The following is a 16,781-nucleotide window of genomic DNA, read 5'->3' as shown; positions in this document are numbered from 1 at the left end:
AATATAGTTTGATCCCATCGCCCAAATCTATCACAACGATATCTCAGTAACCGCAATATTACCCTCAAAACACACGTCAACATCAGTCCCCGCCGCCCGATCGCGCGAGCCATATTCTCCGGCATAATAAAAGTATTCTCCCTCCATCCGGTAAACCACTGGCAGCGGCTGCGTCGAAGGCTGGCAAAACACAATTTCCGGTTCCGCACTTCCCGGCGCTAAATGCGGCAAATTCACATTCCAGAAACACCCAGACTTTAGTTCCCGGTTCAGCAAATCCGCTAACACCCGCGATGTCCAGCGAGTAGCGACATCCCAGTCAATTTCGAGCGGCTTTTTAATTCGGTGGGAAATGGCGATGCCCGGAATACCGTGCATGGCTGCTTCCCGCACAGCCGCAACCGTGCCCGAAATATACACGTCAACCCCCAAATTGCCACCCGCGTTAATACCCGAAAGCACCAAATCCGGTTTCGCACAAACGTGATGAAGAGCAATACGCACGCAATCGGCCGGTGTTCCCCCTACAGCATACTCAAATTCCGATCGCCGATCGACATGAATCGGACTGTGAGCAGTCACCTGATGCCCGCAGCCGGACAATTGCCCCTGCGGAGCCACCATAATTGTTTTGCCTTCTACAGCCTGCAAAAGTGCCTGAATCCCTGGAGCATCGATGCCGTCGTCGTTGGTTAAAATTATCGTCATTATGTGTCGGTTTTATAGAACCGATTTGAGAGCGCAGAGGCTGGCAACCTTCTGATAGTTCTAGCCCAAATTGGTTGTTGATTGGTGGCGATCGTCAGTATGAGCATTGCCACACATTTATATCATGGCATTAATTGAACAGTTGCCCCAGAAATGTGGCGCGCCACATTTTAGGTCAGCCGCATCTTGATGTGTCAGTTAAAGCGACTTGTTACGCTTGCCCCAGTGCAGCATTCATGACATCAGTGTCGATGCAAACATCTAATCACATAATTTTTTCCTCGCCTCTCCGCGATGCTGGGTGTTAAAAGTAGCATATGATACTAAGTAGCTGACTACTGAACGTTCAAACCCTCGATCGTGCTAAATTATTAGCTTGCGTTATCACCATAAGTACGAGAAAGCCGATAATAAGTTAATGTCGATTCCCATTGGGCTTTGACGCAGGGGAGGGGAGAAGAGGAAATCCTTACCAAGCAGAGTATCTAAGTTCCCATCCTCAGTCCCCATTCATAAATCAAATACTGATCTACACTGTTACAATTATTACATCTCACCCAGGAGAGCCACATGAGCGAATCCCCTCAAAGCAATGCCAAAACAGGCTGTCCCCCAGTTCCTCAGTCGATTATGACCGCAAGCAGGGACGAACTAGATAACATCCAACTGGAAATTGAAGGGGACTTACCAGAAGAGGTACAGGGTTATATCTTCATTGTTGCGCCAGTAGGAACCGTTGAATCAGGAGGTCTTCCTTTTGCCGACGGAGACTCTTTTTTGAATGGCGACGGCATGATTTACCGACTTGATTTTAATCAAAAGGGTCAAGTAATTTTGAAAACGCGGATTGCCAAGCCTCTAGATTACCATTTTGACGAGGCAACTAAGGGTACTAAGTTGGGATTTCGCAATCATGGGATCTTAAGGTTTTCCTTACTTCTGGGCGCTCGCAACGAGTTAAATACAGCTTTTCTGCCCGTAAAATTCTCTCAAGACGAACCTGAGCGCTTGCTAGTAACTTATGACGCGGGTCGTCCTTATGAAATTGATACCGATACCCTCCATCTGGTGACGCCAGTTGGGTCAAATAAAGAGTGGCGTCCTGAAGCTCCTCTGCCCTATCTTTTTCCACCCATTTTTAGTACCGCCCATCCAACTTTTGATACCTACACGGGCGAGATGTTCGCAGTTAATTATGGTAGATCGTTAGAGAATTTTCTTGATACTATACCTTTCATTGAGAAGATAGACGAACGCTTTCCAGGAGTTCGTCACTTTTGGGAAAAATTTAAGGGTTTAGAAGATTTTGTCTATCTGATTCGCTGGGATGGAGTGACTCACTTGGAGCGGTGGACGCTGGTAAATCCTGATGGTTCGCCAGTCAGCATCAAGCAAACTATCCATCAGATTGGAGTAACGGAAAATTATGTAATTTTGATGGACACAGCCTTTAGCACTGGACTGGAGCAGTTGCTCACCAATCCTTTTCCAGAAAACAAAGAGCTAGAAAGAATTTTAAGGGAATTATTAGAAAGTCCACCGTCACCCGATTCTATTATTTATATCGTTAGCCGCAGCGATCTGCAAAAGGGGAAGGGGCAGCGTCCAGCCTTGAACGAACCTGAAGTTAAAGTTGTCGCCCGAAAAGTGGTAATTCCCCTCGAAGCGGCTCACTTTTTGGTGGACTATGAAAATCCTAACGAGAAAATTACGCTCCACGTAGCTCATATTTGTGCTTGGGACGTTGCTGAATGGCTGCGTCAATACGATATTTCCCCTTATCAACCTCACAATCCCGTGCCTAAAAACTTGCCTGGGATGGAACTGAATGAGATGGACATCAGCCGTTTGGGACGCTACGTAATTGACCTAAACAACCAAGATCAAACCATCGAGCCAAAAGTTATCTGGGATACCGAATATACATGGGGGCTGGGATTATACGCCTACCTTGACCGATTACCGTCAGGTAAAACTCCCAGAAAGCTAGATAATATCTACTGGATTTCTTTCGGACTGTGGAAGGATTTAACGACCGATTACTTGTGCCAATTATACCGGGATTATAAGTATCAGGAAGTACCGCAGTCAGAGGTTTTGGCTCTGGCTAAAAAGGGCGTACCAGCTTGCTTGCTGCGGCTGGACACGCAGTCGATGGAAATTGCCGATCGCTATCAGTTTGATCCTGGCTACATCGTGAGTTCACCGCAGTTTATGCCGCGTCGCGGTAATCAAGGTAGTTCAACCAACGGTTATATAGTTTGCACCGTTTTCACTCCCCAAAGAAATGAAATTTGGATTTTCGAGGCTGACAATTTGTCTGGCGGGCCGAAATGCAAACTTAGCCATAAATCCCTTGACTTTACATTCACATTGCATACAGCTTGGTTACAACAAATAGGGCCTCGTTCAGCTAAATACAACATCTCGTTGCCGGAAGATTACCAGGAATTAGCAAAGAACTTCCAATCTCCGCCGGAATTCGAGAAAGAGATTCAGGAGTTGTTTGCTAAAGAGTTGTACCCGCGCTTTGAAAGCGAGTAAAAATTTACTAACAGGCAGATAATCCATGAATCTGCTTGTGATTTAGAATAGTTAATGAAAAGGGTAAGGTGAAAACAATGATAGTTCTTTCGGGATACGAAATTATAGAAAAAATTTACGAAGGAGTAAGGACTGTTGTATATAGAGCTAAAAAACATGGTTACAGAGAACCAGTTATCATTAAACTTATTAAATATGATTATCCTAGCCTTGAACAAATCACCAATTTAAGGCAAGAATTTATAATTACTCAAAATTTAGAGTGTGAAGGAATTGTCAAAACTTACAACTTAGAAAATTATCAGAATAGTTTAGCGCTAATACTAGAAGATTTTGGGGGTCTATCCCTTTATCATTTTATGGCAGCCAATAACCTGTCAATAACCGAGTTGCTGAGGGTAGCGATCGCTCTATCCGAAACTTTGATATATCTCCATCAAGTACCGATCATTCACAAAGACATTAAGCCCTCAAATATCATTATCAATCCAGCGACCGAAAAAGTAAAACTGACTGACTTTAGTATTTCATCGCGCTTGGAATTGAAAAACCAAAGCATTAGCAATCCCAACTTGCTAGAAGGGACTCTCGCTTATATGTCACCCGAACAAACGGGGAGGATGAATCGAGCAATTGACTACCGCACCGACTTCTATTCTTTAGGAGTGACTTTCTATGAAATACTGACCAACCAGTTGCCATTTAATACCACCGATCCGATGGAGTTGGTTTACTGTCATATTGCCAAACAACCAGTCCCACCTAAAGAGGTTGCAGAAATTCCTCAAGCGGTTTCAGATATTGTCATGAAACTGTTAGCAAAAAATGCTGAAGACCGATATCAAAGCGCTGCCGGATTAAAATTTGACCTGGAAACTTGTTTGCAGCAATTGCAGACAACTGGAAAGATTGAAAATTTTCCCATCGGTCAACGCGATCGCGGCAACCAATTACTCATTCCCCAGAAGCTTTATGGTAGAGAAACCGAAGTCCAAATTCTTCTAGATGCCTTTGGACGAGTCAGCCTCGGTGCCACCGAAATGATGTTAGTTTCCGGTTATTCCGGGATTGGTAAAACTTCAATCGTCAATGAAGTTCATAAACCAATTGTAGCAGCTAGGGGATATTTTATTGCGGGTAAGTTTGACCAATTTAAGCGCAATATTCCCTATGCAGCTTTAATTCAAGCATTTCAAGAATTAGTCCGTCAGCTATTAACCGAAAGTTCCGAACAGATTGCTATTTGGCAAGAAAAATTATTACAAGCGCTAGGTACGAACGGTCAAGTTATTATTGATGTTATCCCCGAAGTCGAACTAATTATCGGTAAACAGCCTGAAGTTCCTCAACTGGGATCTTCGGAATCGCAAAACAGATTTAATCGGGTATTTCAACAATTTATTCAAGTTTTTGGTCAACCAGAACACCCGCTAGTCATCTTCCTTGACGATTTACAGTGGGCAGATTCGGCATCTCTAAAATTAATCCAACTCTTGGTAACCGATCCAGATAACAAATATTTGTTAACGATTGGAGCTTATCGAGATAACGAAGTCAGTCCCGTTCATCCTTTAATTCAAACGCTAGAAAAAATTCAAGAAAATGAAACGGTGGTGAATAATATCACCATTCAGGCGCTGGCTTTGGATAGCGTAAACCAATTAATCGCCGACACTCTCGATGCCAGCGTAAACTCAGAAAACATTAAACTTTTTTCTGAATTACTGTTTAATAAAACCCAAGGCAATCCGTTTTTCTTAACCCAGCTACTCAAAACCCTGTACTCGGAAAATCTTCTGGTTTATCAAGTAGATACAGACCGCTGGAAGTGGGATATCCAACAAATTCAAGCAATAGGTATTGCAGATTTCAATATTGTTGAACTGGTTGCCAGAAATATTCGCAAACTCCCAGAAACAACGCAGAAAGCATTAAAACTAGCGGCTTGTATCGGCAACCAATTTAATTTAGAAGTTTTATCAATTGTCAATGAAGAATCAAACTTAGCGACGGCTGCTCATTTGTGGGAAGCAATGCAAGCAGGTTTGATTCTGCCGCTGTCTGAAAATTACAAAATTCCTCTAGTGTTTGCCCAGGAAGAGTTGGCATCTATACACGATATCAAAGTTGACTACAAATTTTTGCACGACCGCGTGCAACAAGCAGCCTATTCTTTGATTCCCGAGTCAGACAAAAAACCCACTCACCTGAAAATTGGTCAACTGCTGCTGAATAATACAACAGAGCAAGAGCAAAAAGATAATATTTTTGCTCTGGTTAACCAACTGAATTTTGGCACAGATTTGCTAACTAATCAGTCTGAAAAAGATGAGTTGGCTGAATTAAACCTAATCGCTGGACAGAAAGCAAAGGCAGCGACTGCGTATGAAGCTGCTGTTAATTATTTGAATGTAGGTATAGAACTCCTGAGTCAAGATAGCTGGGAAAGTAGATACGATCTGACATTTAATTTTTATCGGGAAGCGGCGGAAGCCGAATATCTCAATGCCAATTTAGAACGAGCGGGGAGCTTGTGCGATCGCGTGTTTCAAAAAGCCAAAACAATCCTCGAACAAGTCAACTTATACGAACTGAAAATTAGAATTTACCTCGCTAAAAATCAAAATAATGATGGCTTAGATGCCGGACTGCAAGTTCTAAAGATACTAGGAGTGACCCTATATGAATCACCCCCGCAAGAACTCAATATTGAGGAGTTAGCAAACCTGCCTGAAATGAGCGAACCCTACAAGCAGGCGGCTATGCAGCTTTTAGTTCTTATATTCCCACCTGCTTGCTTTGCAGAAAGCCCGCTATCGCTACCTATTATATATACTATGGTGGAACTTTCTCGTCAGTACGGGAATTCGCCGCAATCTACTTACGGCTATTCTGTTTACGGTATATTCGTATCTTGGCTATTCTCAGATATAAATTTATCCTATCAACTGGGGCAACTGGCTTTGCAGCTATTAGATAAGTTAGATGCTAGAGAGTTTCGTTCTAAAGTTTTAGTTAATGTTTCCATCGGTATTATCCACCTCAAAAAGCATACTAGGGAAACGATAGAACCCCTTCGTCAAGCAATTAATAGCGGCTTAGAATTTGGAGATATAGAATATGCTTGTCATGCTGCTGATTACTATTGCTCGCATTTATTTTTTAATGCAGAGCATCTGGACTACGTGCAAGAACAGCAAAAACTATATATTGACTTGGCAGAGAGATTGTCCCAAGAACACCAGTTATATTTACTCAAAATTCTCGGTCAATTAGTAGAAAATTTAAGGGGAATGACAGATAATAAACTGATCTTGATGGGCAGCATATTAAATGAGGAAAAAGCTATCTCTTATTTAAGAGAAGTAAAGAATTTCATTTGCTTGTTCAGGCTTTATTTTGCCAAAACTGTAGTTTGCTATTTGTTTAAGCAGTATGAAGAAGCTATCGAGTTTGCGAAAGAGGGGTTAAAATATTCAGGTTACGTTCAATCAAATATTAGTTTTATTGAACATAGTTTTTACTATTGTCTGATTCTTTTAGCCCAGTATGTTCAGGCAGATTCAGGAGAGGAAGAAAAGAAACAAGAATACCTCAACCAAGTAGAAGAAACTCAGAAAAGCATAAAAAATTGGGCGTTCCATTGCCCAGCCAATTACCAGCATAAGTATGACTTAGTAGAAGCAGAAAAAGCCCGCGTATTGGGTGAATCTTTCTCAGCAATGGAATATTACGACCGGGCGATAGATGGAGCCAAGGAAAATGGATATGTGCAGGATGAAGCCCTCGCCAATGAACTAACAGCAGAATTTTATTTAACTTTAGGTCGTCAGAAAGTAGCGCGTACCTACATGATAGACGCTTACTATGCTTATATTCGCTGGGGAGCGAAGGCAAAAGTTAAAGATTTAGAAGAGCGCTATTCTGAATTACTCGCACCAGTCGTCGGCAGGAAAAACAGCCTGACGAGTGGAGGAGACGAAACGATTGTTCAGAGCAGGAACACTATCACTTCTACCAGTTCAGGTGCTGGACAAGCTCTGGATTTGTCAACAATTATCAAAGCCTCCCAAGCGCTCTCAGGGAAAGTTAATCTGGATGAATTGCTCTCGAATTTGATGCAAGTCTTGCTGGAAAACGCGGGAGCGGAAAAATTTTATTTCCTCATACCTGAGCCAGCAGGTAAGTGGAAAATTGAAGCTCAATGTACGGGTGAACGATGTCAATTAATCTCCAAGTCAGCGACTGAAAGTCAAGAGATTCCTATCTCGCTGGTTAATTATGTAGAACGCACGCAAGAAACTCTTGCGATCGATGATGCAAGCACTGAAACCAGGTTTGCATCTGACCCGTATATTATTCAGCAGCGACCTAAATCTATCTTGTGTAGCCCCCTGATCAATCAAGGTAAGTTGGTAGGCATTTTATACCTAGAAAATAATTTAACAGCGGGGGCTTTTACGCGCGATCGCCTAGAAGTCCTCAACATCATTTCCGCCCAAGCTGCGATCTCCATCGAAAATGCCCGTCTCTATCAAACTTTAGAAGATAAAGTGCAACAACGCACCGCCCAACTCGCCCAAGCAAACCAGGAAATTAGCTCCCTCAACAACAAACTTAAAGCCGAAAACATCCGCCTCAGTGCTGAGTTAGAAGTCACGAAACGACTGCAACAAATGATCTTGCCCAAACAATCAGAACTTGATAAAATTAAAGGATTAGAAATAGCTGGATATATGCAACCTGCCGATGAAGTTGGCGGCGACTACTACGACGTGCTAACCCTAAATGATAATGTAAAAATTAGCATCGGCGATGTTACGGGACATGGTTTAGAAAGTGGCGTATTAATGATTATGGCGCAAACCGCCGTCCGCACTCTCCAACAAATGAACGAAACCGATCCGGTGAAGTTTCTTGATGTGTTAAACCGCACTCTTTATGCCAACATCGAGCGCATAGACTCGTCTAAAAACATGACCTTGGCTTTGTTAGATTATCAAGATAGTAACTTCAGCCTCAGCGGTCAACATGAAGAAGTTATCGTAGTCCGTACTGATGGTAACATCGAACTGATCGATACACTGGAACTCGGTTTTCCCCTGGGATTAGAGGAAGATATTTCGGGTTTTGTTTCCCAAATTCAAGTGCATCTTAATCCAGGGGATGTAGTAGTTCTTTACACAGATGGAATTACCGAAGCTGTAAATACAAATAACGTATATTACGGCATAGAAAGATTGTGCCAAGTAGCCAAAGACAATCGCCACAAAACGGCTGAAGAAATTCGACAAGCAGTAATCGATCATCTGCGGCAACATATTGACAAACATAAAGTTTTTGACGACATTACGTTGGTAGTCATAAAACAGAAATAACGCAAGTTGGTAATTGGTAATTGGTAATTGGTAATTGGTAAATTGTTTGAGCGTCCGACGATCGAAACCGACTTCACGCCCAACAATTTTGGAAATGGTGCGCGGACTCAGGAACGTGCGATCGGCCAACAGATTGGCAATCTATTTGTATAAAAAAAACTTTTACATTAGTAAAATTACGCAAATACGGGTTGTAACAGCCGATGGTACCGAAAGTTGCAATAACGGATAGTTAGCCGTGGAATGCCTCAGCAACAGTCATCCTAGCGTTTGCGGTACAACCGAGTTTACGAAAACTTTAAGAATAAACCTCGCAAAATATTGTTTTGGTAAAGGTATCAAAAATGTATAAAAAAATACTTTTACATGATAGATGATGTAAATAGATACCAGAAGAAATCAATAAAGTCAATCCCCAAACGATATAAACAAGGTATTACTCTTATGAAAACCAACTTCGCCCAACCGCTAACCGCGTGTCTAGCTACCGCTGGTTTAGCCATTGCTTCTTCATTACTAACTGCAACGCAAGCCCAAGCATTCAGTTTATCCGTGGCACCTGAGTACGGTAGTACCAACAGCCTGGGCAACGTCATCGGTACCGGCGCTACTGCAACATTGGACTTCAACGTTGTCCAAAGTGGAGCCGACTTGCTCCTGAATTTGGGCATCACCAATACCACTGGCACTAAGGCTACAGACGGCGGTGCAACAGACTCTTCTCTCGTTGCGGTGGCATTTGACGTATTGAGCGGCGTTACTGCATCAGTTAAACCGACTGCAGGCAGCACTTTTACAAAGTTTTGGAACAATGTTGATATTAGCGGCTTGCACAACGGTTTCGACTATGGCATTAGCACTCCGCGCAATAGCTTTAATGGTGGAAACGCTAATGGAGGCTTATATAAAAATCAGTCTACTTTGGTTAGCTTTTTGCTAACGGGCAGCAGTCTGAGTGCGGCTCAGGCAGAAAGTGCTTTCTTGACGGGATTTCAGAATGGTACGCTTAAGGCAGGGGTTCGCTTCCAGCAGGTAAGTGGGTCTAATATTGGCACCAGTGACAAAGTTATGGCGGGAGTTCCCGCTGATGCTGAGGCAGTGCCCGAACCAACAACTATTGCAGGTATGGTGATGGGGTTGGGAAGTTTAGTCGCAGCCCGCCGCAAGCAGGCAAAAAAAGCTCTTGCTTAAATTTTCTCAGGGGTGCAGGCCATCCATCGGCAGAAAAGCTTGTAGCATTTCGAGTGAATTGACGTTAACTTCTAGTATCAACTCATAAGAGCCAGGGCAGCTATCCCGCCTCTGGCTCTTATTTTTGCTCTAGATTGACAAAACCTCAAAATCCCGAGAAAATATCAACCAACTTGTGGTAAGGTTTTGTGTCGGTTGCTATGTGGCAATCTTCTGCAAGTTCAGTTAAACGCTCTCTCAGCAATGTTTTTGCCAATTTTCCCCCTAGCTCAAACAATCCCCGCACCTCCTGCCCAACAACAACTGATCATCGACCCAGAAGTCCCCGTACCCGAAAACGAACTGGATTTGCCGCCACAGCCAAGCAGCAGCCCGCTGAAAACAGTGACAATGCCCCAGCAAGTGCGCGTTTTGCCGGGACAACTCGACAGCATCCCGGTTTTCAACAGCAACAGCCCCGAAGTTGTGCAAACCGAAGGCATTTTGCTCTCCACATTTCCGCAAGAAGCCAAACAAGTACCTTCTGCACACTTAAACTTTCCCTTCAAAGGCCGATTTGACATCTTTGCCCACCACATCGCCAAAGCTAAAAATCGCGCAGAAACTCGCACCTTATTTCAAGGAATAATTGTCCACAATCCTAACTCCGAACCTGTTACTTTAAATGTCTTGCAAGGAGCGACTTATTTAACTCGGCCGGATGCCTTGTTTGTCGATTTGCCGTCGTATTTAGAGAATCGATTTGGCACTGTGTTTGCGGGGCCTGGAAGCCGCATCACCAGCGATGTCCTGCGGGGATACAGACAAGCCATTTTGCCCGCTGCGATCGAGATTCCCGCCAATGAGAGCCGAATGCTGATGAATTTGCCGATACCTGTGGGGAATGTGACGCCTGCTTCCAACGGTCGATCGACCTTGATGCGAATGTCGAGCAGCAATTCGGTTTATGTAGCATCATTAGCAATGTTTGCTCCTCAAAGTCAAGGAGGAGTCGAGCAATATCCCACATTAGAAGAGTGGGAAAATATTTTAAATACCAAAGGTTTAGCGGGGCCGAGAGATTTAGCACCAACTCCGAGAGGCGAAAATCCGGTGCAAAAAATTTACGGCCGCGTAGCTGGAGTAGCTGAAGGTTCCCAGTGGCAAGCTAAAATTACGGACAATTCGAGAACTGATTATTTAACTATTCCCAAGCGCGGCGAGTCATTTTCTTATGCTTTGAGCACTACTGATACGGGAACTTTTGGCACTGGTCAAGTTCAAAGCGCTAAAATGTTAGCTCGCTATCCTGATACTGCTTATTTTGCTCACGGTAATTACGGGATTCAATACAACTTAACTTTTCCTCTTTACAACAAATCTCGTGAGTCCCAATCTGTTAGCATTAAAATGCAAACACCGATTAAAGCAAATACAGAATCGGGGGGATTGATGTTTTACGATCCTCCTGAAAATCGGATATTTTTCCGAGGTACGGTGCGGGTGATGTTTAATGATGATAGGGGCAAGACTTTGACGCGCTACATTCACATCGTGCAGCGCCGGGGACAGCAGGGGGAACCTTTGGTGAATGTGAATATGAAGCCGGGGGAACGCCGTTTGGTGCAGGTGGATTTCTTGTATCCGCCGGATGCGACGCCGCCGCAAGTTTTGACTGTGCGATCGAGTAATTAGTTATTGGTTGACTGTATATTTACACTGTGCGAAACGCGGCTGAATTTCTCACAACAAAAAGTACGATCGCTACTCGACGGGCTCGCCCTTAACATACAAAGATTCGAGAAACTTAACGGCTTCATCAAGTACAGCTTCCGGTAACTTCTCAACGATTGCGATCGCCCTTTGACGGGTTTCTCGCTCGACTGCTTTGGATTGTTGCGAGTCAGTGTCTGCTAAACTGCTATTTTCCAATTGCTTTTGCTTTGATAAAGCTGTTTCTGGAGTGACAAAAATGCCAACATCTGCGGGAAGATTTATATTTTCATGATTGTAGCATTTAACCACGAGATTTGTCACATTCATCGCTACTCGCTGATTAAATCGGAAAACTTCTGAAAAAGTGCGCTCACCGCGAGTAGTCTGAAGTAAATGTTCTCCCACTTGATTGACTTCTGTGGTAAAAATAAATTTGTGTGTATCCGTACCAACTGACACCAAAACCTGGTGAGTATTAGGTTCGCTCGCAGGTTGAATAGACAAAACTTGCACTTTCATCGTATTAATGAGTAAACTGGTTGAAGGTTCCAGTAATTTAAAAACTCTTCTAATTCCATTTTATATTTTGTAGCATTCCAAGGGTCACGAATCAGAATTTTTCCTGTATCGTCGAGTCCATCAACAATGACTATATGCCCTAAGTCAGCTAAAGTTTCCCACAAAACAGCAGCCCAAGAACCCGTGCTAATTAATACCTCAACTATTTCAGAATTTGTTGCCCCAGGAATAGACATAGTACCGCCCAACCAAAATCTAGAACTGTTTGTATCCAGAGTATTGAGTGCGATGGCTAAATCTTCAATATTGACAGGTACTCCAGTTTCAGCGGCAATTAAAGATTGCTTCGCACCATTAATTCCGCGATCGCCCAGGAGCATTTCACCGCAAGCAGGGCCACATGATAACTTATCTTGTTGTTGGACGACATCCCGATCGGCTATTTCATCAATAACTTGCCAATTGCCGCCGGCTCCAGACAATCCTGCCATAACATCAGTCTATCATTTATCTATTTTATCTGCTTTACCAAAGTGTGTCTATATTAGATAATGAAATATTTGGTTAAAAAATAGTCAAAATCTCCCTTTTACTTTCCTTGGGTAAAAGGGAGATTTAGGACGATCGCTAAAGCGTTAAAGACTGAGGATTTGTCTCAATCAATTTCGCTAAATCTTGCAAGAAAGACGCCGCATCAGCACCGTAAATAATCCGGTGATCGCAAGTAATATTCACCTGCATTTGGCGCTTCACTCCCATCAAACCATCTTCATTAGCCACTACTTGCGGCCGCGAAGAACCGATCGCCAAAATCGAGCCTTGATTCGGGGGTAAAATAGCGTCAAACTTGTCTACTCCAAACATTCCCAAATTGGAAAGAGTAAAAGTTCCGGTGCTGTATTCATCCGGCTTCAACTGCTTGGTGCGGGCGCGATCGACTAAATCCTTCCAAGTGCGCGAGAGCGAATAAATATCGAGGCGATCGGCATTTTGCAACACCGGCGTAATCAAACCACCGCCATCCATCGCCACCGCTACCGCCACATTAATATCAGCGCGGTATTGAATTCCCGACTCCACATAAGAAGCATTCAGCAGAGGATGTTTTTGTAAAGTTACTGCTACAGCCTTCGCCAGCATAGCCGTCATCGTGACGCCCTTCGACTTAATTTGTTTGTAGAGTTTGTCGAGATTATCAGTAGTAATTGTGTAACCCACGCGGAAAGACGGCACGCTCAAACTTGCTTCCATATTCCGCACTACCGCATTTTGCAGCGCGTTCATCGGTACTTTTTGGCCCGAAAGTGCGATCGCCGGGACTGGTGCGGAGGCGGGTTTGGCTGCTGCGGGGGCGGGTGCTGCGGGTGCGGGTGCTGCGGGTGCTGCGGGGACTGTTACCGGTTGCTGAACCGGAGCGGGTTGGGCTTTGCCGGCTGCTGCTTCCACATCCTCTGCGACAATGCGACCGTTGGGCCCGCTGCCTTTGATAGAATTCAAATCTACTTTAAATTCTTTGGCTAATTTGCGAGCGCGGGGAGAAACGACGCTGCGGCCGTTTTGGCGGCTGACATTTTGCTGCAAACCTGCTGACGATGTAGCTGCGCTCACAGGAGCGGGGCTGGGAGCCGGGGCTGCTGCTGCGCTTGGGGCGGCGGCTCCTTGCTGCTGAGCTGTGGCGATTTCGGCTTCTGTTTCTGCTACGAGGGCGATTGCCGCCCCCACCGGAGCAACTTCGCCTGCTGGTACGATAATTATTGCTAAATAGCCTTCGTAGAAAGACTCCACGTCCATGTCGGCTTTGTCGGATTCAACGACTACCACCGTTTCGCCTTTTTCTACTTTGTCTCCTGCGGATTTGACCCAGGAAACAATTTTGCCCTCTGTCATTGTCGAACTCAGGGCTGGCATGAAAACTTCGCGAATCATCTGTAAAAAGTCCTTTTGAGTTGGTAATAGGTAATCGGTATGTGGCAATTGATAATTGGCGACCGGCCACCGGCAATACTTATTATTATGCCAGTGTCTCGCATTTGGGGGGGTGACTGTTGACTCAAAATCTCTTGCCAATTACCGATCGCCAATTACCACTTACCAATTTCTAAATATCACCTCGAATTTCTTCGACTATGCCGTCGCGGAGGAGAATTTCTACTTGCATTTTTTGAATCAAGTTTTCTCCCAGCCCGACAGTGAATGTGCCGTCAATTTGACCTTGACTCACTTCTTGTTCCAGGTCTAGCACCTGCACTTGCTGAAGCTGTTGCAGGTTTTGGTTTTTCTGTTCTAGCAGTTCGCTTTTTCTTTGATTCACCTGCACTTGAATGTTTTCTATTTGCTGCATTACTTGCGGGCCTGGGGGCTGCAGATTTTGCTTTTGGATTTCTGAAATCATCCGCTGCCCTTGCATTTCTAACTGTTGTAGCTGAGAATCTATTTGGTTGATTTGGGCTTGGAGTTGCTGTTGAGCTTCTTCTTTCCAGCGGGGAGTAACGACGACTTTAACGTTAATCGATCGTTTCAAGAGTAATTGTGGTTCCATAAAGTTGTTGCTTGTCAATTAGGAATTAGGCATTAGTCATTAGTCATTAGTTGGTAAACATGAACTAATGACCCAGGACTGAGGACTCGGACTCGGGACTCGGGTGTTGGGATAATTTTTTCTTTTCCATTCCCCAAGTCCTGCGAATATTTCAAAACATCCCGTCAATCATATCGCGGTAGTGTTGCGTCACAACCGGGCGCTTAATTTTCAGGGTTTGGGTCAACATTCCATTTTCCATCGAAAATGGCTCCTGAATCAACCGGAACGGGCCGATGCGATCGTCCGCGCGGTATCCAGGGCGATTTTGCACCTCTCGGTTCAATTCTTTGCGGAATAAATCTTGAATTGTCTTGCTATTCCAGTCAATTTCGTGTAAAGGGGGATTCTGAGTTTCGGCCCATTTCTGCACAGCTTCTGCATTGGGGACAATTAAGGCGCCGACGGATTTCTGGTCTTGACCTACTAGCATAATTTGGTCGATGTAGGGGCTGCGGACGCAGGCGTCTTCTATGGGCTGGGGTTCGATGTTTTCGCCGTTGCTGAGGACGATCGTATCTTTGGCCCGCCCGGTCAAGATTAAGTCGTTTCCCGGTGTCAGCCAGCCCAAATCGCCGGTGTCGAACCAGCCTTCGGAGTCGATCGCCTTAACAGTCGCTTGGGGATTAAGATAATAACCTGCCATAATTTGCGGCCCCCGCGCCAAGACTAAACCGCGCTGGCCTGTGGGCAGTTGCTGTCTGGTTTCTGGGTCTACTATTTTAATTTCCGTATGGGCAATGGGCTGTCCAGCGGAACCTTTAAGATTGTGCCAAGGGCGGCGGACGGTTAAAACCGGGGACGTTTCGGTTAAACCATATCCCACCAACAAGCCGATATTCGCTATTTCAAAGAAATTGTCTATATGCGCGGCCAAAGAACCGCCACCGCTAATCGCCCATTTGAACCGTCCCCCTGTAGCTTCCCTGACTTTTTGGTAAACCAGTTTTTCGGCGAGGGCGTGGATGGGTGACAACAGAATGCTTTTGATGCAGGCGATGAGTTTTTCAGTAGCAGAAGCAGGTTTCAAACTGAGAGTTAATCCTTGAAAAATACGGCTGGCCTCGATGTATTGCTGGCTGGAAGATAACAGGAAATTCACCAATTTTTGTTTGTTCGGCGGCTGTTCCCGAAATTGCTTTTGTACGGCCTCGTAAATCGATTCCCAGATGCGCGGAACACTGACCATGTACTGGGGTTTGTAAGTTTTCAAGTCTTGTTTGAAATAGCGAATATTGGTGTAAATTTGCGTGCATCCTTGGGAAAGCAGGAAGTATTCGACGCTGCGTTCGTAGGCGTGCCAACTGGGCAGAATGCTGAGGGCAGATTCGCCGGCTTCGGGCTGGAGAATTGTGCCCAAGGTGGTGAGTTGGTGCAGCAGGTTCCCGTGAGTCAGCATGACGCCTTTGGGTTTGCCTGTGGTTCCGCTGGTGTAGAGGAGGGTGGCGAGGGTTTGAGGCTTGTGGTTGGTGGGTTTGAGGGGGCGGTTTGCCCCTGTGGTCATGACTTGGGAAAATTTTACTGTGCTTAGGGTTTGGCTGGTTTCCGGTTCTTCGTCGGAGAGGAGGACGATGAGTTGGATGGGCAAATCCGGGAGGCGGTGTTGCAGTTTTTTGAGTAATGCCCGGTTTTCGACTACCAAGGCGGTGCTGCCGCTGTCTTGGATGATGTACAAAAGTTCTTCCGGGTCGGCGGTGGCGCCTCGAACGGCGTTGGCGGCCCCAGCCATCATGATACCTTGGTCGGCTATCAGCCAGCGGGGGCTGTTGTCGGCGAAGAGGGCGACGCGCGGAGGGACTGCTTCTTCGGGATTGGCTTCGATGCCGAGGGCTTGGAGGCCGGCGGCGAATTGCTGGATTTGCTGGTAGAGGTCGGTGTAGGTGAGTTGGATTTCTGGCTGGCTGTGGGGGTCGTGGAGGGCGACGGTTTGACCGAATTGTTGTTTGACGATCGCCCAAAATTCGGGTATCGATCGAATGGAAGTGTAATCGATTAGGCGGCTAAGGTTGGCGCGTTCGCGATCGGTCAGTTGATACGATGTGTAAGATGCTGGGCCGTTCATAAGGTATTTTCCTGAGTTTTCGGAGATCAAATTATTGGTACAAGTTTAATATCACAGTTATTTTAGAACTATCTGGCAGTGTCGTGACAGTTTGTCAACCTGCCGT

11 protein-coding genes are annotated in these 16,781 nt (G+C 45.0%); 5 read left to right on the top strand and 6 right to left on the bottom strand.

Features of this window, described 5'->3' with window-relative positions; translation table 11 throughout:
• Positions 1-30 precede the first annotated feature (30 nt).
• Complete coding sequence (surE, locus tag QUB77_RS20345; RefSeq protein WP_333179131.1) at positions 31-708, bottom strand: 5'/3'-nucleotidase SurE; 678 nt, start codon at positions 706-708, stop codon at positions 31-33.
• A 570-nt stretch (positions 709-1,278) separates the two neighbouring features.
• On the opposite strand from surE, the gene QUB77_RS20340 reads away from it, so the two are divergent.
• The 5 genes from QUB77_RS20340 to QUB77_RS20320 all read left to right on the top strand — a co-directional run bounded on the left by QUB77_RS20340 (position 1,279) and on the right by QUB77_RS20320 (position 11,495).
• Entirely contained in the window at positions 1,279-3,252 is a 1,974-nt protein-coding gene (locus QUB77_RS20340) for a carotenoid oxygenase family protein (protein WP_333179129.1), read from the top strand.
• A 77-nt stretch (positions 3,253-3,329) separates the two neighbouring features.
• Positions 3,330-8,630 carry an AAA family ATPase gene (locus QUB77_RS20335; protein WP_333179127.1) on the top strand — a complete coding sequence of 1,767 codons (5,301 nt, stop codon included), beginning with the start codon at positions 3,330-3,332 and terminating at the stop codon, positions 8,628-8,630.
• 27 nt (positions 8,631-8,657) lie between these two features.
• A complete protein-coding gene (locus tag QUB77_RS20330) occupies positions 8,658-8,783 on the top strand; it encodes a hypothetical protein (protein ID WP_333179124.1) in 126 nt (41 codons plus the stop codon).
• Positions 8,784-9,074: 291 nt separating this feature from the next.
• Positions 9,075-9,821, top strand: a complete 747-nt coding sequence (locus QUB77_RS20325; RefSeq protein WP_333179120.1) for a PEP-CTERM sorting domain-containing protein — start codon at positions 9,075-9,077, stop codon at positions 9,819-9,821.
• A 243-nt stretch (positions 9,822-10,064) separates the two neighbouring features.
• Positions 10,065-11,495, top strand: a complete 1,431-nt coding sequence (locus QUB77_RS20320; RefSeq protein ID WP_333179117.1) for a DUF3370 domain-containing protein — start codon at positions 10,065-10,067, stop codon at positions 11,493-11,495.
• A gap of 69 nt (positions 11,496-11,564) precedes the next feature.
• On the opposite strand, the gene QUB77_RS20315 is transcribed toward QUB77_RS20320, so the two are convergent.
• The 5 genes from QUB77_RS20315 to QUB77_RS20295 form a co-directional block, all read right to left on the bottom strand.
• On the bottom strand, positions 11,565-12,020 hold the full coding sequence (locus QUB77_RS20315; protein ID WP_333179114.1) for a hypothetical protein: 456 nt from the start codon (positions 12,018-12,020) through the stop codon (positions 11,565-11,567).
• Positions 12,021-12,031: 11 nt separating this feature from the next.
• On the bottom strand, positions 12,032-12,526 hold the full coding sequence (locus tag QUB77_RS20310) for a papain-like cysteine protease family protein (RefSeq protein WP_333179112.1): 495 nt from the start codon (positions 12,524-12,526) through the stop codon (positions 12,032-12,034).
• A gap of 136 nt (positions 12,527-12,662) precedes the next feature.
• Positions 12,663-13,961 carry a dihydrolipoamide acetyltransferase family protein gene (locus QUB77_RS20305; RefSeq protein WP_333179109.1) on the bottom strand — a complete coding sequence of 433 codons (1,299 nt, stop codon included), beginning with the start codon at positions 13,959-13,961 and terminating at the stop codon, positions 12,663-12,665.
• Positions 13,962-14,133: 172 nt separating this feature from the next.
• On the bottom strand, positions 14,134-14,574 hold the full coding sequence (locus QUB77_RS20300) for a YlqD family protein (protein ID WP_015179467.1): 441 nt from the start codon (positions 14,572-14,574) through the stop codon (positions 14,134-14,136).
• A 151-nt stretch (positions 14,575-14,725) separates the two neighbouring features.
• On the bottom strand, positions 14,726-16,675 hold the full coding sequence (locus tag QUB77_RS20295) for a long-chain fatty acid--CoA ligase (RefSeq protein WP_333179106.1): 1,950 nt from the start codon (positions 16,673-16,675) through the stop codon (positions 14,726-14,728).
• Positions 16,676-16,781: the final 106 nt, after the last annotated feature.

Source organism: Microcoleus sp. AT9b-C3 (genome assembly GCF_036705485.1).
Taxonomy (GTDB): domain Bacteria; phylum Cyanobacteriota; class Cyanobacteriia; order Cyanobacteriales; family Microcoleaceae; genus Microcoleus.
Note: the sequence above shows the minus strand (reverse complement) of the source record. Positions and strands in the feature narration are given on the sequence as shown.